The organism is Staphylococcus sp. LKG3-1 (genome assembly GCF_048568385.1).
Classification (GTDB): Bacteria; Bacillota; Bacilli; order Staphylococcales; family Staphylococcaceae; genus Staphylococcus; species Staphylococcus saprophyticus.
Map to the genome: position 1 here is coordinate 815729 of NZ_CP183796.1, position 25057 is coordinate 840785.

Here is a 25057-nt window from a genome sequence, read left to right on the forward strand (position 1 = left end):
TCAGGCTTTTTTCAATTAAACAGTAGCTGTAAAGCCCCTCTCCTCATTTTAAATTTCAAAAAACTTCATTTCACTCACTACTTTACAATATAGTCATTGAAATTTTAATTTCATTTCACACCCTTCCTTTATACTTAATTTAATACTTTTAAATTAAGGAGCATGTAAATATGAAAATGATTTATAAATCATTCGCAATAAGTTTATTAGCATTAACTACTTTGAGTCACACATATAATAATCAAGTTAGTGCAAAGGCTAAAGTATCCGAACACGCAACACAATCCGTAGATGACCTTAGATTTATAGGTAGTCAAACTGTGCCATATAACACTCAATTCGATCATACAAAAGTTGGCGGTATTTCTGGAATTACCTATCAACCAACAACTCATCGTTGGTTATTAATAAGTGATGATCGTTCAGAACAAAATCCTTCTAGATGCTACGAAGCAAAACTAAACTATAACCAAAATCATTTTAATAAAATTAAGCTACAATCTATGCACTTACTAAAACAGCCGAATGGTTCAAACTATACTAACAAGAACCATTACAAAGACAATCCACAAGATATCGTTGCTGATCCAGAATCTATTCGCTTCGACCCTTTATACAAACAAATCATGTATACAAGTGAAGGTGATCGTAGTTTAGGCCTAAATCCTTTTATCCGTTTAGCTTCGTTACAGGGCGACTTTATTACAGAAATACCTATAAGCCACACACAAAAAATGGATCAACATGCAAAACATGGTTTCCGTAATAATCTCGCATTAGAAGGAAGTACATTTTCAGCAGATGGGCATTCTATTTGGACAGCAACAGAAGCGCCTTTAATACAAGATGGTAAATCCCCTACACCTACAACAGAGGGATTATCTCGCATCACACAATATGATAGACAAGGACGCTTATTAAACGAATATGCATATCGTTTAGATGCTATACCGAAATCACCTGGTAAGGGTAAGGAAGCTGAAAATGGCGTTTCTGAATTATTAGCAATTAACAATCATGAATTTTTAACTTTGGAACGCGCAAGTGTGCAATCTTCTGATAATTCATATCACAATTATGTACGCATTTATAAAATAAATACCGACCAAGCTACAGATATTAAAAATCAAGAGTCATTAAAGCAAACTAAGATTCACCCTGTAAAAAAAGAACTCATCGCTGATTTAAATAAAGAAGATATTGGTCACATAGATAATATCGAAGGTATTACATTTGGTAAACAATTACCAAATGAACACGACAGTATTGTTATAGTTGCTGACAATAATTTTAATAAGGCTCAAAAGCAACAATTTATGGCGTTTGAAGTTATTCCAAAATAACAAAAAAGGCATTTTCCGATTTTGGAAAATGCCTTTACTTATTTAAATATAATTTATTTAAAATCACCAAAATTGATAACGTCACGCGCAATCATAACTTCTTCATTTGTTGGAATAACGATAACTTTAACTGGTGAGTGTGGGTAGTTAATAAATGCTTCTTCACCATGAATGCTTTCATTTTTCTTAGCATCCCAATATACTCCCATAAATTCTAATCCTTCTAACACTTTAGCTCTTACAACATCAGAATTTTCACCAACGCCTGCTGTAAATACGATAACATCTACACCATGCATACGTGTCGCATAAGAACCGATATATTTGTGAATACGTGAAGCGAAGACATCGAGTGCTAATTGAGCTCTATCTTTGCCCTCTTCAGCTTCTCCTTGAATATCTCTTAAATCACTAGATGTACCAGAGATACCAAGTAATCCTGATTCCTTATTCAACGTATTTAAGACTTCTTCAGCATTCTTACCTGTTTTTTCCATGATAAACGGAATTAATGCAGGGTCAATGTTACCTGAACGTGTTCCCATTGTCACACCAGCTAAAGGTGTGAAGCCCATGGATGTATCTACAGATTTTCCACCATCGATAGCAGCTATAGAGGCACCATTACCAATATGACAAGAAATAAGACGTAATTCTTCAATTGGTTTACCTAAAATATCTGCTGCACGTTGAGAGACATATTTATGGCTCGTACCGTGGAAACCATATTTACGAATACCATAATCTTTATAATATTGATAAGGTAAACTATACAAGAACGATTTTTCAGGCATTGTTTGATGGAATGATGTATCAAACAATGCGACATGTGGAATTTCCGGTAATAATTTACGGAAAGCGCGGATACCCATTAAGTTAGCTGGGTTGTGTAAAGGTGCTAATTCACTTAAACTTTCAATTTGCTTTTCTACTTCATCAGTTATGTAAACTGACTCTGGGAATAATTCGCCACCATGTACAACTCGGTGTCCAGTACCATTAATGTCATAAATACTATCAATGACACCATGTTTTTTGAAACTATCTAACATGATATTAACTGCTTCTTCGTGATCAGCAATATCATTTGTTTCTTTAATTTTATCCTCATTTACTTCAATAGTGAATACTGAATCTTTTAATCCAATACGTTCAACAAGTCCCTTAGTTACAATTTTTTCTTCCGGCATTTCAATAAGTTGAAATTTCAAAGATGAACTACCAGCATTTATAGCCAAAATCAATTTTGACATAAGCATAATGCCTCCATTTTCAAATAAGTTTTATATCCATTACCATTTAATCATTAATACAGTATGAATTCAAGAATATTACAGTTTAATTTTCAGGATGATTTTCTTGCATCCATGCATTTAAATCTTGTAAAAATGCTTGGAACTGTTGTGGGCTCTTGAAATCTGGTATATTTGCTAATAAAACTTCGACTGGTTTCGTCACATTCGTTTCTTTTTTCTGTAATACAAGGATAGATTTACGTGCTTTTTCATTTTTAAATAAGGTTGATGGTAAATTTAAGAATGCTTGCATTTCTGTCTCTGTAGCAATGAAATTTTGCAACTGTTTCACATTTTCACCTTCAAAAATATTGCTTGGAACAACTAAAAATGCATAACCAGATGCTTTCATAGCTGTAATAGCTTGCTCTATCAATAAGAAATGAGAATAACTGTGCCCTTCATCGAAACCAAGTGCCATTTCTTTACTTCTATCATCAACAGGATAGTATCCAATTGGTAAATCCCCGATTACAACGTCTGCGTCTTCGAAAGGTAAAGGCATAATTGCATCTTGAGGATAAACATCAAACGGTATTTCTAAAAAGTTAGCCAAATGGACACTTACTCTAGAAAGTACTGGATCTACTTCTACTAAGTGATGCATTAAAGTGTGATCTAAAAGCACCTCGTGTACCGAAGCACTTAAATGTCCAGCACCACTAGCAATATCTGCAATGTGCATTGACTCGTTATTTTTTAAGAATCGTTCAGCTAAAAAGCCTAAAATTAAGCCAATAGAATCTGGTGTAATTTGATGATTTGCTTGTATATCTTCTTTTTGCATTAGACTTAGATATGCAAACTGGAATGCTTTCCTTCTATCTTGCAATGTAGCTTGTTCTAATAACTCTCTCTTATTTGTATAAATATGCTCCATAGCAAGACCTAAATTTTCGATAAAACTTTGTCCGTTTCCATCATTTAAATCCTTTGCTTTTTCATCTAATGTTTTGAATAACTGCTCCATTACTGTTTCTTCTTGTGTCATTTAATAGTCCTTTCTAAAAAAACTGCCCATAATTTAATTGAAATCAAGCCAGTTTATACTAACTTATTTTACCAAATAATTATGGACAGTAATTTTTATAATGTCAATGATACTGTTTGCTTGAGCAACAATATATTTAACTTATTATATATATTGCAAAACGTAATTAAACATTACGATATGCTTCTAATGCTGATTCAAAGTCTGGGAAATCTGTACCTTCAGAAACAATCTCTGAATATACGACTTTATTATTTTTATCTAATACAAAAACGGAACGTGCAAGTAAACGTAATTCTTCCATTACGACACCATAGTTTTTACCAAAAGATAAGTCTTTATGGTCACTTAATGTAATCACGTTATCTAATCCGTTCGATGCACACCATCTTTTTTGTGCGAATGGTAAATCAACTGAAACAGTTAATACAACGCCATCTTCTTGTGAAGCTTCTTCGTTAAATTTACGCGTTTGTTGATCGCAAACACCTGTATCTATAGATGGTACAACACTAATTAATTTCTTTTGACCATCATAAGTTGATAAGTTTACTTCATTTAAATCATTATCTAGCAAAGTGAATTCTGGAGCTGTTTCACCTGTTTTCACTTGCGAACCTAATAAAGTAATTGGTTCTTGTTTGAATGTAATTTGCGCCATTAGAACGCCTCCTAAATTATAAATGTGTACTTCAATTATTATAACGCTTTAGAATTATGAATGATACTATTCTACCTGTAATAAGTGTTAATCTACTTTAAATAAAACAATTTTTCAAATTTATTTTTTATGACCACCGTATCTGCGAAATAATCATGTATACCTCTATGCTTTTTAGTAAAAATTGTCACTAAATAAGGCAAGTTTGCAAATACACCGCTAATAATACGTCCAATCCATTCTCTAAACAGTACATCTGTCCACGTTAGCTGTTGTCTGTCCATGCGCTCTACTCTGATATTGCAAATCATTTTACCAAGTGTTTGTTTAAAATATTTTGTCATTAATACAAAATACAAATAAAATACTAATGCATCCAACAGATGACCCACACTAAAATAATCAATCCATAGTTTTACTGAATCTAAATTTGTGAAATGATAAATCGGTTTTAAGATCAAACTATGTACTCCGAAAATGATTAACAAATCTATTATGAAAGCACAAAATCTAATACCAAAACCAGCATATAAAGCTTTTAACATTTGTTCATGATACAGTGTATCTGTATCTATTTTTTGTGCACTATCTTTTGTATATTCTGAAACACTGTCTTGTATGTTTTCCATAATTTCACCTAACCTTCGTAAAGATACATAGGTTCAGTTTTAGTATCATTTGTAATGATTGATTTCACATCTTTGATTTCATTTGTAAACTGAGAAATGCTTGATTTCACATTATACATTGATGAGAACCAACCACCGTCTGTGCTATATTCAAACACTTCTGCGTCCTTAGCATTAATATCTTTTTTCAATGCTTTGACAGTTTGATCTTCGTAACCAATTTCGTCAATCAGACCATTACTTTTCGCTTGTTGCGCGCTATAAATTCGACCATCTGCCAGCTTTCTAACTTTACTTTCTGGCATATCTCGACCGTCTTTTACAATATTAACAAATCTATTGAAGCTATCATCTAAAACAGATTGTAAGATATCTCTTTCTTCGCTTGTCATTTCTCTTGAACTGCTTAAAATATCTTTATGTTCACCTGATTTGATTACGTTTTGTTTGATACCTAAATTCTTTTGTAATCCTGAGTAATCGATACTAGACATAATCACTCCGATTGAACCAGTCATTGTTTGTGGACCTGCATAAATCTTATCTGCAGGTGCTGAAATATAATATCCACCTGACGCAGCCATGCTATCCATATGGACATAAATCTTTTTATGTTTTTGTTTAATTTCTTTTATCTTTTCATAAATTTCATCACTTGGATATGTACCACCACCGGGTGTATTGACCGTTAACAGCACACCTTTTATAGAATCATCTTTTTTCACATTATCCAACTGTTTTAAAAATGCTTCATGGTTATATCCTTCACCACCGAACAGGCCACCACCAGTACCTTCAGTAATTTCACCATTTAATGTTAGATGAGCGATACGTTTGCTGGAATTACCTTCTTTTTCTACTTTCTCTGTAAAAGGATTCGTATCAGATGTAGTTGATTCACTAAATAAAGATGAAACAACAGCTGAAATAGAACTCATTATTATACCACCTAGAACGATCACAACTGCAAGTATTAAGGCGATAATACGCTTTTTCGACATTCATCGTCACTCCCATATATTTTCTATTGATTCCTTCTTCATTTAAACACAATTAAATCCTAAATGTATACCTTAAATAAGATTAATAATGAGAGCATAGTAAGAAATCAATCCATTTTGATTTCTTACTATGCTCTCAACAATTCATCATTTACTTTAGACCATACTGTTTCTTATTGATAAACACTTTCTGTTAAAATCCAATCACGAGTTTGACTCAAAACTACTACAAAAATGAGACTTATGTATTTATAACAGATTTTATATACTGTACTAATTGATAGCTATATGATTTGAATTAAATAATCATAAGCATTTTTCAAGATTAATATTGCAGTCACGACTATAAATAATACTTTGACGTAGCCCACACCTTTTTTTATAGCAAACATAGCACCTACATAAGAACCACATATCATACTTACAGCCATAATCAAGCCATAAAAATAATCCACTTGGCCTAAGCATATAAATAAGAGGAGTGCACCTAAATTGGAGGCAAAGTTTAACACTTTCGCATTACCTGCCGCGCCTAAAAAATCAAAACCAAACATTAGTAAAATAAAGAGCATAAAAGAACCCGTTCCGCCACCTAAAAAGCCATCATAAAAGCCTATTAAACACATGAGTAAAGCAAATAGTATTGCTTTCCCAAAAGTTAATTTGGTAAAAGTACGGACGTTACCCCAATCTTTTTTCATAATCGTGTAAATCATCACAATGGTTAATATGACAATAACAACTGGTTTTAAGAGCTCCGAAGGTAAGAATGTGGCGATACTGGCGCCACCAATAGCGAATACAAATACAAATGGAAATAATTTACCAACAATTTTCAAATCCACATTGCCAGAACGCAAAAAGCGAAATGCACTTGTCAAAGAACCGAATGCACTTGCTAATTTATTTGTTCCTAATGCTGTGGATGGCGGCATACCAACTGCAAGCAATGCAGGTATTGATATTAAACCACCACCGCCTACAACTGCATCAATAAATGCAGCCAAAAATCCAAGAAGAATAATGATGATTACAATTGAAACATCCCACTCTAACATTTAACCAACCCCTTTATTTATTAAAAAATATATATTCCATGATACTTTAATATATTAAAATAAATCGTCAGCTAGTGCTTGTGTTGCTGTATCTTTTTCACTTTGGTAATCACTAGTAATAAGCAATGTTTCAATACCATCTACAGCTTGTTGTACTAATGGTTCAAAATCATAACCAATTTCATATTTTTCTACTTTTTCAATATCTGGTTCAGTTATAGGATTTTTTGGCGTGAAGATTGTGCAACAATCTTCATAAGGTTGAATAGACACATCAAACGTTCCAATTTCTTTCGCTTTTTTTACAATATCTTCTTTATCTAACGTTAATAACGGGCGAAGTACTGGCGTAGAAGTGACATGGTTTATAGCATACATACTTTTTAGCGTTTGACTTGCCACTTGACCTAAATTTTCACCATTTACTATCGCATGGGCATCAATATCATGAACAACTTTATCCGCAACGCGCATCATCATGCGTCTTGTTGAAGTCATTGTATAGCGTTCATGTACAACTTTATTAACTTGTTTTTGTAAATCTGTAAAAGGAACAATATGCAATTTTATGGGTCCTACATGTCCAGATAAAATGCGTGTTAATTCAATAACCTTTTCTTTCGCTTTTTCACTTGTAAATGGCGGACTATGAAAATGAATCGCTTCTACTGTAACACCTCTGCGCATAACTTCTATACCTGCAACAGGTGAATCAATACCGCCGGATAGCATAAGCAATGTCTTACCACCCGTACCTACTGGTAATCCACCTGAACCTTCAATCACTTGATCGTACATATAGATTGCATCTAAACGTACTTCAACTTTAATGTTGTGATCTGGGTTATGCACATCGACTGATAAATGGTTCATAGCATCTAAAACAGCGCCACCGACAGTGCGTTGCAATGCATACGTATCATATGGAAAGTTTTTATCTGAACGTTTTACATCAATTTTAAATGTATCACCATCTGCATATTCCTTAGCAAAGCGCACCGCTAATTCATTAGCCGCTTCTACTGTCTTTTCAATTTTTAATACGGGACTGATAGAATAAATACCGAAGACTTTTTTTAGTCGATTACACATTTCTTCAATATCTGCGCCTTCGTCTAATTCAATATACATTCTGTCTCTATTTGCCTTTACTGTATAACCTTGTAACGGCATTAATGCACGCTTTACATTAGAACGTAATTTGTTCACAAATAATTTACGGTTGGCGCCTTTTAAAGTAAGCTCACCGTACCTCACTAATATGTGATCATAAATCATACTAACAACTCCTTCACTTCTTCATATACTAATTTGAATTTTTCCTTGAATGTTTCAATATCTGCTTCAGTAGTATAGCTATCCATAGAAATACGGATACTACCTTCAATTTGCTTCGTTGGAATACCCATTGCTAACAAAACTTCATTAAGACTTGCTTTTTTCGAAGAACAAGCACTCGTCGTTGATAACATGATGTCATTTTTAGAGAATGCATTCACCAATACTTCACCTTTAACACCTGCCAACCCAACATTTAAAATATGAGCAGCAGCACCCTTAGGTGAATTAACCTCAACACCACGAAATGCAACCAAATATTGGCGTAATTCATTATTAAATTCGCTTAACCGACTATTTAAATCCTGTGTATGATTAACTGCTGATTTCATCGCTTTAACGATAGCAATATCCATCGGTAAGTTAACCGTCCCACTTCTCACACCAAATTCTTGTCCACCACCATGAACAATTGGTTCTAACTGATGTATATTTCGAACAAATAAAATGCCTTGGCCTTTCAAACCATTAAATTTATGTCCGCTTAGACTAAGTGTATCTACACCTTCAAATATGAGTGGTGTTTTCCCAATAGCTTGTACTGCATCAACATGTAAATGTGCTTTAGGATATTGATGAACAATTTCTGCTATATCGGCAATCGGTTGTATTTGACCCATTATATTGTTGACATGCATACATGTAACAAGTCCTACATTATCTGACATTAATGTTTGAAGGTGATTCAAATCTATTCGACCTTCATCTGTTACATCGACATACTTCACAATAAATCCTTCGTCCTCTAGTGAACGAACCACTTCTAAAACGGAGGGGTGTTCTAATAATGAAGTGATAATTTCATTGGCGAAATTCTTTTTCTTATAAGCAATACCTTTAAGTGCTATATTATTTGATTCAGTAGCACCACTTGTATAAATAATATCAAATGTATTATCTAAATTAAATAAGTCTTTAATTTGTCGTTTTGATTGTTGTAATAATTGTTCTGCTTGTAAACCTGCTTGATGTGGACTATTAGGATTAAAATATAGTGATTGATTCACTTTAATAAAAGTATCTAACACATCTTGATTAGGCTTCGTTGTTGCAGCGTTATCAAGGTATATCAATGTTTTCACTCCAATTTTTTCTTGTAGTTTATTTGAGCTCCGAAAAGCGTCGGGTTTTAAAATTTTATATCTTAATCGGAATATGCTACATATAAACATTTCACTTAACAGAATATATGCATGCGCTCCACCTATTGATTTTAATGATTTAACATTAATACATTTTATAACTAAATTAGATTGAATATACGCACTTAAATACATTTTCATATGTTTTAACTATCCGATTAAAACTTACACTGTTAGCATTATACTCGCTTTTACTAGAAATAAAAGAGACTGAGCCATAAATCATATAATTGTTAAATAATTTACGATACTAGCTTGTTCATCATGGGATTAAATAAAAATCAATTCACATTCAATGCACACTTCACGTATTCAAATCGATGAACATGCATTACAAATAAAACGCTATGTATCGACTGTCCGTTTTTTTAAATTAATAATCCTCATTCGAATCAACGATCGCAAAAAAGACTCGAGACAATCAGTGTCTCGAGTCTTTTCTAATCTATAGTTATGCGTAATGTGTTTAATATTAACCAATAACTTTTGATTCTATTTGTTTTGTAATACCAGGCTCAACGCTTTCCAATGCTTGTTCAGAAATTTCAATTGAACGTTTATACCTATTGTTCTTAAATAAGCGTTCTGCTTCATTAAGACTTTTATCAATATTTGAACTATCTTTACGATAACGATTGCCATATTCAATTAGTTTTTCTGCATAAACTGCATTAACAAGTACATCTGTAGCTTCATCATCAAATTTATTCATTTGTAGGACGACTTTAGATACTTTATCTTTTAACTGTTTGACATGAATTGGACGTACACTAAATTTCTTGTTAACTTCTCTTACTTCATAATCAATTTCATTTTTCATAATGATAAAACGTTCCGGTACACTTGGTAAATTAGAAGCAAGTAATTTTCTATATACTTCTTCTTTTTTACTTTGTACTCGTAAAATATTTTCTTCAGCTTCTGCCTCATCTTCACGCAATTGAATTAAATGATTTTGTAATTTTTCTTGTTTTTCATTAATAACAGCTACATGTTCTTCGATATATTTCAAGTTGTCTTGCACTTCACTATAACGCACTGCAGATTTCGCCATTTCACGTAAAATTTCATCATATACTGAAATCATATTTTGAATTTCATTTTCAAACTGTCTTACATTTTGTACGTCACTTTCATTTATATAATAATTTTCGCGCACATATTCAATTTCAGTTTGTAATGTATAGTTCATTTCTTTTGCTCTAAATAAATTATCTGTAATAACTTCTTTTGTTTCTTCAACATCATTTTTAGCTTTAACTTCAAGCTCGATTAGTTCGTACATTTCATCTAATCGGTCATTAATGCTGTTTAATTTTTCATTTGCTTCATCAAGTTCTAATCTGCTTATCATTGGCTCTACAAAGCTTAACTCCGTTTTTAATGTTTGAAGCGTGCTATCAATTTTGACATGATCCAAGTCGTAGCCTTCTACTTTCAAGTCTCTACAACCATATTTAATGTCTTGGAATTGGCCGGGCAATTCTTTTTGTGCTTCTTTTATTAAATCTGGAATTTCATCCATATCTGTTTTTAAATAATTCATGTCATCATTTAAAGTTTTGATATGGTCATGTGCTTGATTGAAATTACCTTCTGATTTAAGCGTTTCATAAGTTTCCATTTCTGGAACAAAAGATTCGATTTCTTGTTCAAGCGGTGAAGCTGCTTCGCCGAATTGATGTCTGTTTGCTAACACATCACGCTTCATTTCGCGGTAATCCGTTTTACATTCATTATATAAATGGTCACTTTGTTTATGTAGTCCTATAATCTCTTCTACTTGTGTAGTGAGCTCATTATAGTTCGCTTCATATTGATCCATCATTTCATGCGCTTCATCCACTTCAGTTTGAGCTTGTGAAAACTTAAATTTATCAAGCAAGCCCTCTGCATCATGAATCTTTTCTTCTACCGGTAATAAATACTGATTTTTACTATCTAACGATGATTGTTTCAATCTATCATACGTTGATTTTGTCTCACCTGTTAAGTTAAATTCTGTTAATTGAGATAAACTTTCATCGTATGGTAATTGTTCAACTTTATGCTTTCGTTCTTCAGCCTTTTCTATCATTTGGCTTTTATTTGAACGCATATAGAACAATACACCAACAATAATGAGTATAATGAATATAATTGCTAAAACGATATACAACACCATATGTTTTCTCCTCCTATTTTATCACTGTTTATTATAACGTATGTTACCTATGCATTAAAAGAGAAAATGGATTAATTCATGTGAATATTTTTTTATTTTACTTAAAATGATCTCTAATAATAATATGTATTAGGTTATTTATTATCTAACCCTTTTCAAATCAATTGATTGATTACTATTAAAACAGTCTTTATACTAAATGAAAAGTAAAAAGTGAGGTTATCTAATGACAGAAGTTAAAGAAACAAACTATAATTTATTGGAAAAACAAGTGAGTAGTTTAATAGAAGATGAGTCGAATTTAATTGCTATACTGAGTAATGTATCCGCGCTACTAAATGATTCGATTGATCAAATTAACTGGGTTGGATTTTATCTTATTGAAAACGAAGCATTAATTTTAGGGCCATTCCAAGGTCATCCTGCATGTGTTCATATCGCAATCGGCAAAGGTGTATGCGGTACTGCTGTTTCTGAAGAACAAACACAACTTGTAGATGATGTGAATGCATTTCCAGGTCACATTGCTTGTGATGCGAATAGCAAATCTGAAATTGTTGTTCCACTTCGTAAAAATAACCAAATTATTGGTGTATTAGATATCGATGCGCCTATTACAAGTAGATTTACTGATGTAGACAAAAATGGCCTAGAACAAATTGTTGCTCGTATTGAAAAGCAAATATCATAATTCCATCGCAACTTGAATATGGACAAAGTCGAAAAGACTATTGACAGCAACCGATAACATGTTACAATGTACTTTGTGTGAATAAACGAAATTAGCAGTTGCGTATTAGTTGGCTCTATGTTGTTCCCAACGCGGACGTGCCGTGTAACCGTTGCTATGAGGCGAGGACACATAAAACAATATATCCAAGTAAGCATGCAACACTCTTTTTTGTTTTTTCATAACAAACAAAAGAGAAAAAGGAGGAGTCTTATTATGGCTCGATTTAGAGGTTCAAACTGGAAAAAATCACGTCGTTTAGGTATCTCATTAAGTGGTACTGGTAAGGAATTAGAAAAACGTCCTTATGCACCAGGTCAACACGGTCCTAACCAACGTAAAAAATTATCAGAATATGCATTACAATTACGTGAAAAACAAAAATTACGTTACTTATATGGAATGACTGAAAGACAATTCCGTAATACATTCGAAATCGCTGGTAACCAACATGGTGTCCACGGTGAAAACTTCATGCAATTATTAGCTGCTCGTTTAGATGCAGTTGTATATTCATTAGGTTTAGCGCGTACACGTCGTCAAGCTCGTCAAATCGTTAACCACGGTCACATCGAAGTAGATGGCAAACGTGTTGATATTCCATCATACACTTTAAAACCTGGTCAAGAAATCTCAGTTCGTGAAAAATCTTTAAAATTAGATATCATTGCTGAATCAGTTGAAATTAACAATTTCGTACCAGACTACTTAGAGTTTGATGCAGATAACTTAAAAGGTAAATATATCCGCGTTCCAGAACGTAGTGAATTACCTGCTGAAATCAATGAACAACTTATCGTTGAGTACTACTCAAGATAAACATTGTCTTTTCAACCAAGAAGTCCTTTACGGATTTCTTGGTTTTTTTATTTTGGTTTTTAATACAAACTGACATACACCCCTATTATATGTCACGTCTTAATTTACAAACCTTCTGACATTTCGTATGCTATAAGTATAGAGGAGTGTTAATCTTGATTATTAGAGCATTAGAAGAAACAGATTTAGATTTCGTTCATCACTTAAATAATGAATATTCTATTATGTCATATTGGTTTGAAGAACCCTATCAATCATTAAGTGAGCTTCAATCTTTATATAAAAAACATATCTTAGATGAATCAGAACGCCGATTCATTATCGAACACGACCATATACGAATTGGTGTTGTAGAATTAGTAGAAATTAATTTTATACATAGTAACTGTGAGATTCAAATCATTGTTGATCCAAAATTCAGTGGTAAAGGCTTTGCTAAGAATGCCTTTAAAATGGCCATTGATTATGCATTTCTTGTACTAAATTTACATAAAATATATTTGTTTGTAGATGTAAGCAATGAAAAAGCTGTCCATATTTATAAAAGTCAAAACTTCACTATTGAAGGTACCTTACAAGAACACTTTTATACTAGAGGCGAATACAGTGATTGTTTTGTAATGGGATTACTAAAAAAGAACTGGATAAATCACCATGATAATGATTTATCACACATTCGTTAGTTAGCTACGAGTTAAAATATACATTAAAAGTAATGATTTTTAATATAACAACTGTATAGTTGTTATATCCCAGTATCCACAAAATTAAAAGAAGGTGAGCTTTTCTTTTGCTCATTCATATATCTTACTATTCCTTTTCAAAGGCATAAAAGCGCCGAGACATACATTGCTGTCTCGGCCACTTTTATGTCTAATTTAATACTAATATAAATAACTTTATACAAACTGTTTCATTTCAGTTTTAAATTAATTTATAAGTGTTTCTGGATTATCTGATATTAACCCATGAACTCCTAACGTTATGAGTCTGTTGGCCGTTTCAGAGTCATTTACTGTATATGGCATCACCATTAATCCGTTCTTATTTGCTCTTTTTAAAAATTTTTCATTCACTAATGAAAACTGTGGATTGATATACTGTGCGTATTTACTGATTTGTTTAAATTTAGGTAACCTGTACCAATATTTTTTCTTACTAATTAAAACACCTAACTTATACCCCTTCTTTAAGTTATGTATTTTTTGAATCATTTGTTGATCAAATGATTCAATAATCACCTTTTCTTTAGGCATTTCATATGCCTCCAATTTATTGAGAAGTTCTATTTCTATATTTGGATATAATTTAGGGTATTTGAGTTCTATCAATAATTTTTGAGGGGCTTCTTTAACCATTGCTAAGACATCATCTAACTTCATGATTATTTGCCCTTTAAATGCCTCGTCTTTATATATGCCAAAGTCAAATTGTCGCAAAGCTTCTAATGTATACGCCTTTACTTTTCCTTTGCCATTAGATGTACGGTCTATCGTCTTATCATGAATGACTACAAGATGATTATCTAATGTTCTATGTATATCTATTTCCAACATATCTATATTGCTAGTTAAGGCAGCTTCCAACGCGATGCGTGTATTTTCTGGATACTTAGTAGCCAATCCGCGATGTGCAACTAATACAAATTGTTGGCGATTAAATTTGTTATCTTGCAAACCTTCCTCCTACTTTCTTTATCTCTCAATTTCAACTAAACTTAAGTTATCACATTTAATCAGGAGGTCAATCGATATGGTCCAACATGAATTTAAAGTACAAACAAATTGGAATGGTGGTCGTGACACAGTCGGCAACTTACAAGGCGATATTTTAGAAGAGCAAATTTCTATACCATCGGGTTTAGGGGGTAATGGTACAGGAACTAATCCAGATGAATTGCTTGTTTCTGCTGCTTCTTCTTGCTATATCATTTCATTAGCAGCTGTTTTGGAACGTTCTGGTTTCACAGATATTAAAATCGCTCAATCATCGATTGGTACAGCTATTTTTGAAAATGCAAAGTTTCGCATGGATAATATCGTACACTATCCAGAAATTTATATATCTCAAGAACAAAAAGATAATTTAACTAAGAAACTCCCTAAATTGTTAAAGGTTGCAGACAACAATTGCATGATTTCTAATTCCTTGAGGGGAAACGTTGAAGTAAAAATAGTACCAAAAATAAAATAATTTCAAAAATTTTTTATATGTGGCGGAATATGATTAAATTAACAATGAATACCCTTACATTATTTTTAGATTAATTCTATTTCGCCCTTTTTTCTAACTAAAAGCTTTTTTATTTTCTGAAAATTTGCTAAACTTGTACAATCTTAAGCATTGGGGGAATTAGTCATGAAATATTATCATCCATTGTTACTTACACCAGGACCTACACCAGTACCAGAACAAATATTACACGCAACACAATTACCTATGGTTGGACACCGATCAAGTGATTTTGAATCAATAGCGGAGGAAGCATTTCGCGCACTAAAACCTATCTTTGGTGCTAAAAACGATGTTATCATCTTAACTTCAAGCGGTACAAGTTCTCTTGAAGCAAGTATGCTAAACCTAGCTAACCCAGAAGATGATATTGTGATTATTGTTTCCGGTGCATTCGGTAATCGCTTTAAACAAATTGCTGAATCCTATTATAAAAATGTACATATTTTTGAAGTCGAATGGGGTAAAGCTGTCAATGTACCCGATTTTATAGATTTCTTAAAATCTTTGAATAGACAAGTCACAGCTGTCTACAGTCAATATTGTGAAACATCAACCGCCGTCTTACATCCTGTAAATGAATTAGGTCATGCTTTAAAAAATTATGATCCATCCATTTTTTACGTTGTCGACGGTGTAAGCTGTATTGGTGCTGTTGATGTGGATTTAGAACGAGATCAAATTGATGTACTTATTTCAGGAAGTCAAAAAGCAATTATGTTACCACCAGGATTGGCATTTGTCGCATATAATGATCGTGCGAAAGCTAGATTTGCCGAGGTCACTACACCACGTTTCTATTTAGATTTAAATAAATATCTAAAATCACAAGCTGAACATTCAACACCCTTTACGCCGAATGTTTCATTGTTTAGAGGGGTCAATGCTTATGCACAATTAGTAAATGAAGAAGGATTTGAACAAGTTATACGTCGTCATTACGCTATTCGCGATGCGTTAAGACAAGCGTTAACCGCTTTGGATTTAAATCTTCTTGTAGACGAAGCTTATGCTTCTCCTACCGTTACTGCCTTTATACCGAATTCAAAAGAAGAATTAGATTATATTAAAACAGAACTAAAAAAACGTTTCGCCATCACCATTGCAGGCGGTCAAGGCCATTTAAAAGGAGAAATTTTACGCATTGGTCATATGGGGCAAATCTCACCTTTCGATATATTACAAGTCGTATCAGCTTTAGAAATTCTCTTAACAGAATATAGAAATCAATCTTATATTGGCACAGCCATTACTCAGTATACGGAGGTTATCAAAGCATATGTATAAAATTTTAGTATCAGATCCAATCTCACCAGAAGGTTTAAAAAGCTTAATCGATCACAATGATTTTGAAGTTGTCATCGATACAGAGTTAGATGAAGCAGAACTTATTAATCAAATTGCAGATTATCAAGCACTTATCGTTCGTAGTCAAACGCAAGTAACTGAGGCAATCATTGAAGCTGCCCCAAATTTAAAAGTGATTGCGAGAGCCGGTGTTGGTGTAGATAACATCGATGTCGATGCAGCGACAAAACATGGTGTGATTGTTATTAACGCACCTGATGGTAATACAATTTCTGCAACAGAACATTCAATGGCAATGATTTTATCCATGGCTCGTAATATTCCTCAGGCACATCAATCGTTGAAAGATGGCAAGTGGGATCGTAAGACATATCGCGGAACTGAACTTTACAATAAAACGCTTGGCGTCATTGGTGCCGGTAGAATTGGTTTGGGTGTCGCTAAACGTGCACAAAGCTTTGGGATGCACATTTTAGCATTTGATCCTTATCTTTCTGAAGATAAAGCGAAAGAATTGAATGTCACTCGAGCTACTGTTGAAGAGATTGCAGAGCAATCAGATTTCGTTACAGTTCACACGCCACTTACACCAAAAACAAAAGGCATTGTAGGTAAAGCATTTTTCGAGAAAGCTAAACCAAATTTGCAAATTATAAATGTAGCACGTGGTGGTATTATTGATGAAGCCGCTTTGGTTGATGCGCTTAATCAAAATCAAATACAAAGTGCGGCAATAGACGTATTTGAAAGTGAGCCAGCAACGGAATCCCCTCTTGTAAATCATGAAAAAATTATTGTAACGCCACACCTTGGAGCTTCAACTGTGGAGGCACAAGAAAAAGTTGCAGTATCAGTAGCAAATGAAATTGTTGATATATTTGAAAATGGTAATGTATTCAATGCGATTAATGCACCGAAAATGACTTATAGTGAAATTAATGATGAATTAAAACCATATATTGAATTAAGTCAACTTACCGGTGAAGTTGGTATACAATTGCTTGAAAAAGCACCCCGTGAATTGCATATTAAATATGAAGGCGACATTGCTCTGGATGACACAAGTTTACTTACGCGTACGCTCGTATCAGGTGTATTAAAACAAGATCTAGCAGAACGTGTAAACTTAATTAATGCACTCGTACTTCTTAATGAACAAGGTGTGTCTTATAATATTGAAAAAAATGCAAAACATCGTGGGTTTAGTAACTATATTGAATTAACCCTTATAAACAAAGATACACAAATTAAAATAGGTGCTACAGTATTAAATGGATACGGTCCTAGAATAGTAAGAATCAATGACTATCCCGTTGACTTTAAACCAGAGCGCCATCAGCTTATCATCAATCATAATGATAGACCAGGTATTGTAGGCCGTACTGGTCAAATTCTAGGGGAATATGGCATTAATATTGCTTCTATGCACCTTGGTCGTATTAATCAAGGTGGTAACGCATTGATGATCTTATCCATTGATCATCCAGTTACTGATGATGTTATAGATGGCTTATATGAAATTGAAGGTTTCAATTTAATTAGAAGCGTTGAACTTGAAATAGAACCAGATGCAAATTATATTATTTAAATAAATAATAAAAGCAGCTTAATCCTTATAAAGCGAAGGGTTAAGCTGCTTTTTTGTCTAATATACGATTGTAACAGGTTATTTTTACAATAAAATATTTCTAATCTCACCTACATGATCGACAATATAATCAGCACCATAATCTACTAATTCATCACGTGCATGTATACCTTTCAAACCTGTTAACGGTCCGATAAATGTTGCTCCTATCTTTTTCGCACTCAATAAATCTGCTAAAGAATCGCCAACAACAAAGACTTCATCTTTGTCTACACGATTTTCTTGATTAGTAGCATAGTGTCTATATTTATCTTGATGGTTCCCTTCCAATGTCGCTAAATAGCTAAATGGATTAGGCTTACCTAGTGGCTTTAATTCTGGATATAAATCTTCTGCAATTAAAACTTCACTGGCAGTTACAATATGTACTTCATCAAAGTAAGACTTAATACCTATTGTTTCAAAAGGCACTATTGTTTCAGTTCTCGGTCTGCCAGTTGCTATGGCAATATGATAATTTGCCGACTTTAAATCTGCTAATAATTGCTTAATCTCTGATACAGGTCGTAACACGACTTCATTATATATATAGCCATGTTTAAAGTCAGACCGATTTTCTTTCTTTTCTACCTCGTTGAAAAGTTGATGTCCTAAATACCATTCTTGATAAACTTCTTGTGCAAGCATCCAGAACGGACTTTTCAGTTCAAATACGGCTGTTTTTGTCGTATTTAATTGTTCACTCGCATAATGTATTAAATCTTGATAAATATTTTCTTTACCTGCTGTTACACCATCTAGGAATGATAGTGGCAATGTAAAATCTAAAGAAACATTTTCAATTTTTTCACCTATCCACTGAAACGTCTCTTGTCCAAATTGATTAGAATCGAGCACGCGATTGACATCTTCAGAAGGCAATGTCTTACAAATTTCAATAAAATGGATTGCCAAAACGACAAACAACATATCCCAATTGGAATTTAAGCCTAACGATTTTAATTTAGTTAATATTTCATCATGATAAAAAACAATATCTCTTATTTCAGAGATTTTTGCATCACTTAAATTTTCAAACTGTACAGTTGTATCTAAACCTATGTATGACTCACTCATCAGGATTTCATAAACAGTTAGTGCAGATACATCAAAACACCTTTCTTCACTTAAAAAAACACCATCAACATCAAATAATACCGACTTCATTATACCAACTCTCCTTTAATCAGAAAATTCTGATACTAGTATATCGTACTATCTTACTATGAAAAGAGCAATGTATTTTCAAGATAAATCATGTGAAAATAAAAGCGGTCAAAGATAAAATTTTTAAATTATTTAATTTTTTCCTTTTCCAATAATGAAGCGTTTAAAAAGTCTGAGACAATGATGGATGTCTCAGACTTATCAAGCATTATATTTAATTTTCCATTTGTACTTCTATTTCATCAGCGATTTGCTGTACCTGCGTACCAATAATGACCTGTGTATTATGTTTACCACTTTGTGTAACACCTACAGCACCTGCGCCTTTAATTTTAGCTTCATCAATTGCGCTATTATCATGCAATTCCATTCGTAAACGTGTTGCACAGTTTGTTAATGACATAATATTTTCCTTGCCGCCAAGACCTTCTAAAATTTGTTTAGCTGGTTGCGAATATTTATTTGTCGATTTAGTTTGTGTTTCATTTTCATCAACATCAGCTGTTGTAGCTTCATCTGATGTTGGATCAGGAAGTAAATTATCGCCACGTCCTGGTGTGTTTAATTTCAGTACTTTTATAGCAAGTCTAAATACAACATAATAAATAACAAAGAATACTAAGCCTTGTACAAGTAGCATATAAGGTTGATTAGATACTGGATTGATTAATGACAAGACATAGTCAATTAATCCTGCACTAAATGAAAATCCAGCTGTCCAGTGAAATAGTGCTGCTATAAACATAGATAAACCCGTTAATAATGCATGGATAACAAAAAGTATTGGTGCAACAAACATAAATGAAAATTCAATAGGTTCGGTAACACCTACAAAAAATGCTGAAATTGCGCCACCAAACATTAAACCATATACACGTTTTTTCTGTTTTGATTCTGCAGTATGATACATAGCTAAAGCTGCTGCTGGAATACCAAACATCATAACTGGGAAAAACCCAGCCATGTATCGTCCTGTAACACCATGAACTGCACCATCGCCAGTTTGGAATTTTGCAATATCATTTATACCTGCTAAATCAAACCAAAATACTGAGTTTAAAGCGTGATGTAAACCTGTCGGAATTAACAAACGGTTGAAGAAACCATACAAGAATGCACCTACAGGGCCTAAGTCTAAAATCCATGTCCCAAATATAACGATTGCTGAAAAAATGAACGGCCAAACAAATAACATGATTACAGCCAAAATAATACTAAAAAAAGCTGTTAAAATCGGTACTAATCGCTTACCACTAAAGAAGGATAAAGCTGTTGGTAATTCTGTTTTACTGAATTTATTGTAGGTATATGCTGCAATTAAACCTATAATTAAGCCGATAAAAACATTTGAATTATTCATTTGTTCAAATGCTGCATCCACACCCGTCTCTTTAACCCCCAGTAACGGCGCCAATTTTTCTGGACTCAATACTACTGTCGTTAAAAAGAAACCTACAGCTGCCGCAAGTGCTACAGCCCCATCATTTTTCTTAGCCATACCTAATGCTACCCCAATAGCAAAGAGGATACCAAGTTGCTCAAGTATCGTAGAACCTGCAGAAGAAAAGAATGCAGCTACTGTCGGTAATATCCCCAATGCCAATAATGCGTTACCGATACCTATTATGATTGCAGCTGCTGGTAAAACTGCAACCGGTAGCATAAGAGATCTACCTAGTCTTTGAAAGAAACTAAACATAACAATTCCCCATTTCAAATAGTTAATTACATATAAAAAACACCACATGCACAATATAGTCCACGTGGTGTATGTAAACGATTTACTCGCTGTCATTGTACAATTACATAATAACACATAATTTAAAAATTACGTATAAAAATATAATAGTCTTACTATTTCAAAAACATTGAATATTAATTATTATTTTTTACATATTCATTTAATTCCGATTGTAATTGTATTGTTTTTCTTTCTAATTCTTTTGTTAAATATTCTAGTTTTTCATTACGTTTCATTGTTTTTGGTAAATTTTTAGTTTCAATCGGTTCACCAAATTTAATAATGGCTTTCCCAGTAACTAAACCTTTGATCTTTTTAGGACCCACATATGCTGCTGGTAATATTGGGGCTTGCGCCATTAAAGCAATCGTTACTGCACCCCTTTTCATTGGTGCACCTTCATCATATTTCATACGATGCCCTGTTGGAAAAATACCAACTGTTTTATTTTCTTTTAATAACTTAATGGGTTTTTTTAGTGTACTCGGTCCCGGATTTTCTCTATCGACTGGAAACGCATTAAGAGAAGATAAAAACTTGCCAAACCATTTATTATTAAACAATTCTTTCTTCGCCATATAATGAATTTGATTTGGATAAATTGCAGTTCCTAACATAATCACTTCATTATAGCTTTCATGAGTACATGTCACAACATATCTATGAAGTTGCGGAATATTTTCTTTTCCTTGAACTTCTAATGATTTACTTATTTTCAGTATGATCAATTCCAATAGACCACTTATAAATTTATACATCTTCGCACCTACTTCGTTTTGCTAATATTTACTTATTGATTTTATCATTTAGTCTTATTATGAACAAGGAGATTTATATTTCAGTCTAAAGTCGTATAGTGATATACTAGAAAAAGTTGTATAAAACTTTCATAATAGGATATAGAGTAATTATCGGAGGTAGTATATGTCAGAATTTAACAATGAAAATAATACAAATCAGCAACCAACACAAACGACTCAGCCATCAAAAAAGAGATTCAAACCTAAATTCCCGTGGTTTAAAACCATAATTGTTGCCTTAGTTGCAGGCATTATCGGTGCCTTAATTGTTCTAGGAGTGGGAAGACTTATGGAAAGCACGGTACTTGATAATGGTGGTTCCGATGTGAACGAAGCTTCTAATCATAATAGCGGTGGAAATACCTTAGATGGTAAAAGCGATAAATATGATTCAGTTAATCAAATGATTAATGACGTCTCCCCTGCTATTGTTGGTGTAATCAATATGCAGAAAGCACAAAATTTAGATGACCTTTTAAAAGGTAAATCAAATAAATCACAAGAAGCTGGCGTTGGCTCAGGTGTCATTTATCAAAAAAATAATGGTTCTGCTTATATTGTAACCAATAACCATGTCATTGATGGTGCGAGTGAGATTAAAGTACAATTGCATAATTCTAAACAAGTCGATGCTAAATTAATCGGTAAAGATGCGTTAACAGATATGGCCGTACTCAAAATAAATGATAGCAAAGGTACCAAAGCCATTGACTTTGCTAATTCTTCAAAAGTAAAAACCGGAGATAGTGTTTTTGCGATGGGTAACCCTTTAGGCTTAGAGTTTGCTAATTCTGTAACATCAGGCATTATCTCTGCGAGTGAACGTACGATTGACACACAAACATCCGCTGGATCTAATAAAGTAAATGTACTTCAAACTGATGCGGCAATTAACCCTGGTAATTCAGGTGGTGCATTGGTAGATATCAACGGTAACCTTGTTGGTATTAATTCGATGAAGATTGCAAGTGAACAAGTTGAAGGTATCGGCTTTGCAATACCTAGTAACGAAGTAAAAGTAACCATTAAAGAACTTGTAGAAAATGGTAAAATAGAACGTCCTTCTATCGGCATTGGTTTACTCAACGTAAGTGAAATTCCAGAACAGTATAAAGACCAACTGAAAACGTCACGTAAAGATGGCGTATATATCGCTAAAGTTGAAGGAAACAATGGTCTTAAAGAAGGAGACATCATTACACAAATTGATGACAAAAAAGTGAAAGAAGATACAGATGTTCGCTCCTATCTTTATGCAAATAAAAAACCAGGTGATACAGTGAATTTAACTGTAGAACGTAATGGTAAAGAACAAAATATAAAAGTAACATTAAAAGAACAAAAATCATCGAATAACAATGATAGTTCTGAAAGTGAAAGTTCGTCACCTTTTAACTAAATATAAGGTAAGCTATTTAAGTTAATATTTCATATTGGTTTTAAGTCTGGGACATCCATGAATGTCTCAGACTCTTCTTTATATATTGGATACTAAATCTTAAAAATCTATCGTACTATCAAACTATTTTTAGCACTGCTTTTTAAAACTACTTTCACATTCATATGAATTAGTAGTTCTTTAAAACAGTGAAACTTTACTTTTTCCATTCATTCGTCTACTACTCAATAGAAAAGATCGCCATCCCTTGAAACATTCATTCAAAGGATGGCGATCATGTTTAAATATGTTATTTGTAATTAACCATAAAGTATTTTTTCTTACCACGGCGAATAATCGTGAATTCATTTTCGATTTTATCTTCATTTGTAAGTTCATAATTTACATCTTGCTGTCTGATACCATTAATATAGATAGCACCATTGTTTACATCTTCTCGTGCTTGGCGTTTAGAAGATGAAATACCAGTCTCAACAATGATTTCAACAATATTTCTAGTTTCACTACTTAATTCTACTTGAGGTACATCTTTAAAGCCTTCTTTTAATTCTGAGGCAGATAGTGATTGTAAATCACCAGCAAATAGCGCTTGTGAAATACGAATAGCGTCATCTAATGCATCTTGACCATGTATAAAACGCGTAACATTTTCTGCTAAAGCCTTTTGCGCTTCACGTAAATGTGGTGCTTCATTTAATGATTTTTCTAAAGCTTCAATTTCTTCTTGTTCTAAGAAAGTGAAGTATTTCAAGAATTTAATAACATCATCATCTGTCGTGTTAATCCAGAATTGGTAAAATTCATAAGGACTGGTTTTTGCTGCATCTAACCAAACAGCGCCCCCTTCAGTTTTACCAAACTTTTTGCCGTCTGATTTTACTACTAAAGGAATAGTAAGCCCATAAGCCTCTGTTTGACCGTACATGCGACGCATTAACTCTATACCACTTGTAATGTTACCCCATTGATCTGAGCCACCTACTTGTACCTTACAATTGTACGTTCTATTAAGATGACCAAAATCAATCGCTTGTAAAATTGTATATGTGAATTCAGTATAAGAAATACCGTGCTCTAATCGTGTTTGAATAGAATCTTTACCTAACATGTAATTCACACCTACATGTTTACCATAATCACGTAAAAAGTCGATTAAAGAAATTTGTCCTAACCAATCTTTATTATTAACAAGTTTTGCACCTTTTTCAGTATCAAATTCAAATATTTTATGCATTTGTTTATAGATACCTTGTACGTTTGTTTCGACCTGTGCTTCAGTTTGTAAAGTACGTTCTTCAGATTTACCAGAAGGATCGCCAATCATACCTGTCCCACCACCAATTAATACAAGTGGGCGATGTCCATGCTCTTGAAAGCGGCGTAGTGTTAAAAATGGTAATAAATGACCGATATGCAAACTATCTGCTGTTGGATCTGCACCACAATATAATGTCATTTGCTCTTTGTTCAAGATGTTTTCTATTCCAGACTCATCTGTTTGTTGATAGATTAAACCTCTCCATTTTAAATCTTCTAATAGTGCGTTTGTCATTGTATCAACCTCCTGTATTAATTAAGATATCGCTTTGAATAAAAGTTCGAGTTAAGTAGT

The 25057-nt window shown here is 33.2% G+C and carries 22 protein-coding genes; 8 read left to right on the plus strand and 14 right to left on the minus strand.

Going from position 1 to position 25057, the window contains the following annotated elements:
- The first annotated feature begins 170 nt into the window (after positions 1-170).
- Complete coding sequence (locus ACM595_RS03925; RefSeq protein WP_069822057.1) at positions 171-1343, plus strand: esterase-like activity of phytase family protein; 1173 nt, start codon at positions 171-173, stop codon at positions 1341-1343.
- A gap of 53 nt (positions 1344-1396) precedes the next feature.
- On the opposite strand, the gene ACM595_RS03930 is transcribed toward ACM595_RS03925, so the two are convergent.
- The 9 genes from ACM595_RS03930 to ezrA form a co-directional block, all read right to left on the minus strand.
- Positions 1397-2596 carry an acetate kinase gene (locus ACM595_RS03930; RefSeq protein ID WP_069822058.1) on the minus strand — a complete coding sequence of 400 codons (1200 nt, stop codon included), beginning with the start codon at positions 2594-2596 and terminating at the stop codon, positions 1397-1399.
- 85 nt (positions 2597-2681) lie between these two features.
- Positions 2682-3629, minus strand: coding sequence for a class I SAM-dependent methyltransferase (locus tag ACM595_RS03935; protein WP_419744443.1), 948 nt, complete (start codon positions 3627-3629; stop codon positions 2682-2684).
- A gap of 166 nt (positions 3630-3795) precedes the next feature.
- A complete protein-coding gene (tpx, locus tag ACM595_RS03940) occupies positions 3796-4290 on the minus strand; it encodes a thiol peroxidase (RefSeq protein WP_419744444.1) in 495 nt (164 codons plus the stop codon).
- A 92-nt stretch (positions 4291-4382) separates the two neighbouring features.
- Complete coding sequence (locus ACM595_RS03945; protein ID WP_069822059.1) at positions 4383-4919, minus strand: RDD family protein; 537 nt, start codon at positions 4917-4919, stop codon at positions 4383-4385.
- 8 nt (positions 4920-4927) lie between these two features.
- Entirely contained in the window at positions 4928-5920 is a 993-nt protein-coding gene (sppA, locus tag ACM595_RS03950) for a signal peptide peptidase SppA (protein ID WP_011302894.1), read from the minus strand.
- Positions 5921-6204: 284 nt separating this feature from the next.
- On the minus strand, positions 6205-6978 hold the full coding sequence (locus ACM595_RS03955) for a sulfite exporter TauE/SafE family protein (RefSeq protein WP_011302893.1): 774 nt from the start codon (positions 6976-6978) through the stop codon (positions 6205-6207).
- Positions 6979-7032: 54 nt separating this feature from the next.
- Positions 7033-8256 (minus strand): tRNA uracil 4-sulfurtransferase ThiI, encoded by a 1224-nt coding sequence (gene thiI / locus ACM595_RS03960; protein WP_041080010.1) that lies wholly within the window; start codon positions 8254-8256, stop codon positions 7033-7035.
- Positions 8253-9389 (minus strand): cysteine desulfurase family protein, encoded by a 1137-nt coding sequence (locus ACM595_RS03965; RefSeq protein WP_041080011.1) that lies wholly within the window; start codon positions 9387-9389, stop codon positions 8253-8255. The genes thiI and ACM595_RS03965 overlap by 4 nt, the downstream gene beginning before the upstream one ends.
- Positions 9390-9930: 541 nt before the next feature.
- Positions 9931-11622 carry a septation ring formation regulator EzrA gene (gene ezrA / locus ACM595_RS03970; protein ID WP_037538279.1) on the minus strand — a complete coding sequence of 564 codons (1692 nt, stop codon included), beginning with the start codon at positions 11620-11622 and terminating at the stop codon, positions 9931-9933.
- Positions 11623-11848: 226 nt separating this feature from the next.
- Here ezrA and ACM595_RS03975 point away from each other — a divergent pair, with 226 nt between their 5' ends.
- The 3 genes from ACM595_RS03975 to ACM595_RS03985 all read left to right on the plus strand — a co-directional run bounded on the left by ACM595_RS03975 (position 11849) and on the right by ACM595_RS03985 (position 13854).
- Positions 11849-12313, plus strand: a complete 465-nt coding sequence (locus ACM595_RS03975) for a GAF domain-containing protein (RefSeq protein WP_011302889.1) — start codon at positions 11849-11851, stop codon at positions 12311-12313.
- Between the two features lie 255 nt (positions 12314-12568).
- On the plus strand, positions 12569-13171 hold the full coding sequence (gene rpsD, locus ACM595_RS03980) for a 30S ribosomal protein S4 (RefSeq protein WP_002483023.1): 603 nt from the start codon (positions 12569-12571) through the stop codon (positions 13169-13171).
- A 155-nt stretch (positions 13172-13326) separates the two neighbouring features.
- The gene (locus ACM595_RS03985) at positions 13327-13854 is read left to right on the plus strand and encodes a GNAT family N-acetyltransferase (RefSeq protein WP_037538272.1); all 528 of its coding nucleotides are present in this window, start codon (positions 13327-13329) and stop codon (positions 13852-13854) included.
- A 246-nt stretch (positions 13855-14100) separates the two neighbouring features.
- On the opposite strand, the gene ACM595_RS03990 is transcribed toward ACM595_RS03985, so the two are convergent.
- Complete coding sequence (locus ACM595_RS03990; protein ID WP_419744445.1) at positions 14101-14847, minus strand: glycerophosphodiester phosphodiesterase; 747 nt, start codon at positions 14845-14847, stop codon at positions 14101-14103.
- Between the two features lie 76 nt (positions 14848-14923).
- On the opposite strand from ACM595_RS03990, the gene ACM595_RS03995 reads away from it, so the two are divergent.
- The 3 genes from ACM595_RS03995 (at position 14924) to serA (ending at position 18299) form a co-directional block, all read left to right on the plus strand.
- On the plus strand, positions 14924-15364 hold the full coding sequence (locus ACM595_RS03995; RefSeq protein ID WP_041080013.1) for an SACOL1771 family peroxiredoxin: 441 nt from the start codon (positions 14924-14926) through the stop codon (positions 15362-15364).
- Positions 15365-15529: 165 nt separating this feature from the next.
- Positions 15530-16690, plus strand: coding sequence for a pyridoxal-phosphate-dependent aminotransferase family protein (locus tag ACM595_RS04000; protein WP_041080014.1), 1161 nt, complete (start codon positions 15530-15532; stop codon positions 16688-16690).
- Positions 16683-18299, plus strand: coding sequence for a phosphoglycerate dehydrogenase (gene serA, locus ACM595_RS04005; protein ID WP_041080015.1), 1617 nt, complete (start codon positions 16683-16685; stop codon positions 18297-18299). The genes ACM595_RS04000 and serA overlap by 8 nt, the downstream gene beginning before the upstream one ends.
- An 84-nt stretch (positions 18300-18383) precedes the next feature.
- On the opposite strand, the gene ACM595_RS04010 is transcribed toward serA, so the two are convergent.
- The 3 genes from ACM595_RS04010 to ACM595_RS04020 all read right to left on the minus strand — a co-directional run bounded on the left by ACM595_RS04010 (position 18384) and on the right by ACM595_RS04020 (position 22004).
- The gene (locus tag ACM595_RS04010) at positions 18384-19505 is read right to left on the minus strand and encodes an HAD family hydrolase (protein ID WP_002483017.1); all 1122 of its coding nucleotides are present in this window, start codon (positions 19503-19505) and stop codon (positions 18384-18386) included.
- 214 nt (positions 19506-19719) lie between these two features.
- Complete coding sequence (nagE, locus tag ACM595_RS04015; RefSeq protein WP_041080016.1) at positions 19720-21204, minus strand: N-acetylglucosamine-specific PTS transporter subunit IIBC; 1485 nt, start codon at positions 21202-21204, stop codon at positions 19720-19722.
- 176 nt (positions 21205-21380) lie between these two features.
- Entirely contained in the window at positions 21381-22004 is a 624-nt protein-coding gene (locus ACM595_RS04020) for a lysophospholipid acyltransferase family protein (RefSeq protein ID WP_041080017.1), read from the minus strand.
- A 166-nt stretch (positions 22005-22170) separates the two neighbouring features.
- Between ACM595_RS04020 and ACM595_RS04025 the strand changes: the two genes are divergently transcribed.
- Complete coding sequence (locus ACM595_RS04025; RefSeq protein ID WP_002483014.1) at positions 22171-23445, plus strand: S1C family serine protease; 1275 nt, start codon at positions 22171-22173, stop codon at positions 23443-23445.
- Between the two features lie 289 nt (positions 23446-23734).
- Here ACM595_RS04025 and tyrS read toward each other — a convergent pair whose 3' ends face one another.
- The gene (tyrS, locus tag ACM595_RS04030; protein ID WP_419744446.1) at positions 23735-24997 is read right to left on the minus strand and encodes a tyrosine--tRNA ligase; all 1263 of its coding nucleotides are present in this window, start codon (positions 24995-24997) and stop codon (positions 23735-23737) included.
- Positions 24998-25057 lie beyond the last annotated feature (60 nt).

Excerpts from the sequence above, each read along its gene's own strand:
- ACM595_RS03925 (WP_069822057.1), top strand. The coding sequence starts at position 171 with ATGAAAATGATTTATAAATCATTCGCAATAAGTTTATTAGCATTAACT.
- nagE (WP_041080016.1), bottom strand. The coding sequence starts at position 21,204 with ATGTTTAGTTTCTTTCAAAGACTAGGTAGATCTCTTATGCTACCGGTT.
- rpsD (WP_002483023.1), top strand. The coding sequence starts at position 12,569 with ATGGCTCGATTTAGAGGTTCAAACTGGAAAAAATCACGTCGTTTAGGT.
- ACM595_RS03935 (WP_419744443.1), bottom strand. The coding sequence starts at position 3,629 with ATGACACAAGAAGAAACAGTAATGGAGCAGTTATTCAAAACATTAGAT.
- ACM595_RS03930 (WP_069822058.1), bottom strand. The coding sequence starts at position 2,596 with ATGTCAAAATTGATTTTGGCTATAAATGCTGGTAGTTCATCTTTGAAA.
- tyrS (WP_419744446.1), bottom strand. The coding sequence starts at position 24,997 with ATGACAAACGCACTATTAGAAGATTTAAAATGGAGAGGTTTAATCTAT.
- ACM595_RS03995 (WP_041080013.1), top strand. The coding sequence starts at position 14,924 with ATGGTCCAACATGAATTTAAAGTACAAACAAATTGGAATGGTGGTCGT.
- tpx (WP_419744444.1), bottom strand. The coding sequence starts at position 4,290 with ATGGCGCAAATTACATTCAAACAAGAACCAATTACTTTATTAGGTTCG.
- ACM595_RS03945 (WP_069822059.1), bottom strand. The coding sequence starts at position 4,919 with ATGGAAAACATACAAGACAGTGTTTCAGAATATACAAAAGATAGTGCA.
- ACM595_RS04020 (WP_041080017.1), bottom strand. The coding sequence starts at position 22,004 with ATGTATAAATTTATAAGTGGTCTATTGGAATTGATCATACTGAAAATA.
- thiI (WP_041080010.1), bottom strand. The coding sequence starts at position 8,256 with ATGATTTATGATCACATATTAGTGAGGTACGGTGAGCTTACTTTAAAA.
- serA (WP_041080015.1), top strand. The coding sequence starts at position 16,683 with ATGTATAAAATTTTAGTATCAGATCCAATCTCACCAGAAGGTTTAAAA.
- ezrA (WP_037538279.1), bottom strand. The coding sequence starts at position 11,622 with ATGGTGTTGTATATCGTTTTAGCAATTATATTCATTATACTCATTATT.
- ACM595_RS04000 (WP_041080014.1), top strand. The coding sequence starts at position 15,530 with ATGAAATATTATCATCCATTGTTACTTACACCAGGACCTACACCAGTA.
- ACM595_RS04010 (WP_002483017.1), bottom strand. The coding sequence starts at position 19,505 with ATGAAGTCGGTATTATTTGATGTTGATGGTGTTTTTTTAAGTGAAGAA.
- ACM595_RS04025 (WP_002483014.1), top strand. The coding sequence starts at position 22,171 with ATGTCAGAATTTAACAATGAAAATAATACAAATCAGCAACCAACACAA.
- sppA (WP_011302894.1), bottom strand. The coding sequence starts at position 5,920 with ATGTCGAAAAAGCGTATTATCGCCTTAATACTTGCAGTTGTGATCGTT.
- ACM595_RS03955 (WP_011302893.1), bottom strand. The coding sequence starts at position 6,978 with ATGTTAGAGTGGGATGTTTCAATTGTAATCATCATTATTCTTCTTGGA.
- ACM595_RS03975 (WP_011302889.1), top strand. The coding sequence starts at position 11,849 with ATGACAGAAGTTAAAGAAACAAACTATAATTTATTGGAAAAACAAGTG.